General features: G+C 60.0%; 1 protein-coding gene. It reads right to left on the bottom strand.

Annotated elements, in window-relative coordinates; translation table 11 throughout:
* Positions 1-58: 58 nt before the first annotated feature.
* Positions 59-3034 carry a Tn3 family transposase gene (locus ACODTJ_RS28955; RefSeq protein ID WP_488851666.1) on the bottom strand — a complete coding sequence of 992 codons (2976 nt, stop codon included), beginning with the start codon at positions 3032-3034 and terminating at the stop codon, positions 59-61.
* Positions 3035-3229 lie beyond the last annotated feature (195 nt).

The raw sequence follows: 3229 nt of genomic DNA, 5'->3' as shown, positions 1-3229 counted from the left end.
AGGGGTCAGAACATGAGTTGTGCAAAATCGTACGCTAAGGTCGAACGGAGCATGAACATCATGCCGCCAGCCGGATTGGTGCTGGCAAACGAAGCGATCTGAAGCCTTCAGGCATCTGGTGTTCAGAATCCCACGTGTAGATGCCTGTGAGGTTGATATGTTCCCAACTAAGCGGCGAGACGTGTTTGAGCAGGTCATTCGGGATAGTCCGACCCGCCATGCGCAGGTGCGTGGCAGCGCGGTCAAGATAGACCGTGTTCCAATGGACGATAGCGCTGACGACGAGATTGAGGCCAGACGCGCGGAATGCCTGGCTCTCGAATGACCGGTCACGGATTTCTCCGCGCTCGTGAAAGAACACCGCGCGTTTGAGCTTGTGCGCTGCCTCGCCCTTGTTAAGGCCTGCTTGGCATCGCCGGCGCAAGGCTGGGCTCGAGTACCATTCGATCATGAACAGTGATCGCTCGATCCGTCCGAGTTCCCGCAGCGCCTTGGCCAACTGGCTTTCCCTCGGAGACGCTGCGAGCTTCTTGAGAATGGTTGAGGGGACGACGGCGCGCGTCGCGATCGATGCCGCCAGATGCAGCAGGTCATCCCAATGGTCAAGGATCAACGCGGTGTTGATCGGCGCGCCGATGTGGTTCGTCAGCGCCGGGTAGGCATCGCCTTTTTCGAATGTGTGGAACTTTCGATCCTTCAGGTTGCGCAATCGAGGTGCGAAACGTTTGCCGATCAGGGCAAACAATCCGAAGACATGATCGCTCGCGCCGCCAGTGTCAGTAAAATGCTCTTGGATATCCAGGACCGTATCCTGGTCAAACAGGCCATCGAGCACATAGGCCGCTTCGCTTTCAGTCGGGCTGATGGGCAAGATACTGAAATAGCCGTATTGGTCCGACAGGTGGCTGTAGAACTTCGATCCCGGTTCGCTGCCGTAGTGCAGATTGACGTCACCGCGTTTTGCCGCTCGGTCGCTCGCACGGAAGAACTGTCCGTCGGACGACGCAGTTGTTCCGTTGCCCCAGAGGCGGGAATGCGGGTGACCAGTATGTGCGTCGGTGATGCAGGCCTGAGCAGCGCGATAGGTTTCTGATCGAGCATGGAAGGTGCGCATCCAGCCGATCTGATGGGCGCTGATGCCCTTGGATGCGCCGGCCATCCGCTTCGGACCGAGATTGGTCGCATCCGCAAGAACGCCGGCCAGCATGGCAGAGACGTTCCGTGGCTCGTCGCCCGTGCGCACATGTGTGAAGTGATCGGCAAAGCCCGTCCAGTCATGTACGTCCCTCAGGAGATCGGGAACTTCGACCAGCGGATACATCTCGCTGATCTCTGCGTTCAGTTCTTCGGCTGCCTCAGGAACGTCGCCGGTGGTCGGTGTGACGATAAGCGTTCCGGTTTCGAGACGAACACCCTCGAGTTTGCCTGCGCGAGCGCGACAGGCCAGGCGCTTCAGATTAAGGTCCAGCATCTGCTTTATTTCGTTCAGCCAGGCGGCGCCGTCACTTCCCACACCAAGGCCAAGCCGATCATCTTCCTTCATCGTGGTGAACGTAGATCGAGGCATGAGATGCTCATCGATCGGACGGAAAGAGCGGCTGCCTTCTACCCAGATATCCGCCGAGCGAAGCCGCTCGCGCAATGCAGCGAACGTGGCTACCTCATAGAGCCGGCGATCGGGCTTATGCTGCACAAAGATCAGCTTCCGGTCGGTGGGGCTGAGATGGCTGGTCGGAACACGCTCGGGCAGTGCACGCCGTCCCTCCCAATGAAGCCTTCGGAGCATCGCAACGGCTGTGAGCAGGGAATCGTGACGGCGCGCTGAACGGAACGTAAACGTTGTCAGGAACGCCGTCGCGTATTTGAGGACGCCACTATACTGCTCGGCCGCCAGAACCAAGGGAGATGCCTCGCTGTCCTTGACCATGGCTGCAAGCTCCGGCTTCATCCGAAGCAGCCGGTGCCAACCGACCTTCTGGTCGAGCACCTCGAGTGCGTCCTGCCCAAAGTCGTTGGCCGACTGTAGCGCAGATATCGTATCGAGGAACATGCGCAGCGCCTTGGAGGTGTCTGGCCTATTATCCATGTGCCGCCGCTTCTTGCGGCTGTTGGCTTGGGAGAACAGCCGCCCGATAAGCTTGATGAACATCGTCACGGCATCATCGGTCAGCTTCTCGCCGAGCCTGATCACCTGCGCGACGATCAGGGCGTGACGACGGCTCGCATTGAAGTCGCCGGCCAGCCACGCGGGCGTGGCATTGCCCTCGCGAACGATCTGGTCCCACCGCCCGGAAGCAACGCGCACCCGCAAACCGGAATCGATCCCGAGCGTGCGCAGGAACGCAATCCGTTCGGTTAGCCCAACCAGATTTGAAGCCGCGGGCGCTTCTGGCACAGAGCGCAACCAATGGAAGCGGGTCTGACCGATCGCCGCATCAACCTCGAGCAGCTTGTCGAGCGCCTGCAGCTTCTCAGGTGGCAGCCCTTCGATCAGCGCCCCCTCCACCCGGCGCCGCGCTATGGCGCGGGCTGCCAGCCCCATTCGCTCGATGATCTCCGCCGCGGGCAAGAGGGCTCCGCGTTCTCGCAGCATGGCGACAATCGCATTCACGATCGAAGCGCCGCTGTCGGACATGGCGGCCGCCTCTATTGCCGACAACAGCGCGGCGCGACGATCCCGAGCTGTCGCGCTTCTGACGCCGAGATAGATCATCAGGCGCGCAATGTGATCGCGGCGCGTCTCTTCCCGGCGGGCATAGGTTGTGAACACAGTGGGAACGGCGCCGATCTGGTCGGCGACATATTTTAGCATCGCTCGGGGCGGAGTTTCGCCTGCCGCCAGCACCCGGCCCCGATGTCGCATCACGCAAAGCTGAACAGCGAAGCCAAGCTTATTGTGCTCGCGCCTGCGCAGCTCAATCTCGAGGCGATCAGCCGCCGACAAGGAATAGTGTCGGATCAGGCTGTCTTCATCAGCCGGAATGGCGAACAGATCCCATCGATCCTGAGCTTTGAGAATCTTGCGCCTGGCCACCGCTCAACTCCTCGCACAACAAGTGCGGCCGAGTGTTGCCGAGCAGGCTGGATGTGGAAACAGCAGCCGTCGTGCTGCTATGGTTTTCCACTGGGATCATGAATTACGACCCGCAAATCGAGAGACACATGCAAACTCTGTTCACGCTCCGTTCGACCTTAACGTACGATTTTGAACAGCTCTTGTTCTGACCCC

It is taken from the genome of Allobosea sp. FG18, from assembly GCF_057809495.1.
This window is presented reverse-complemented; position numbering and strand designations above follow the sequence as displayed.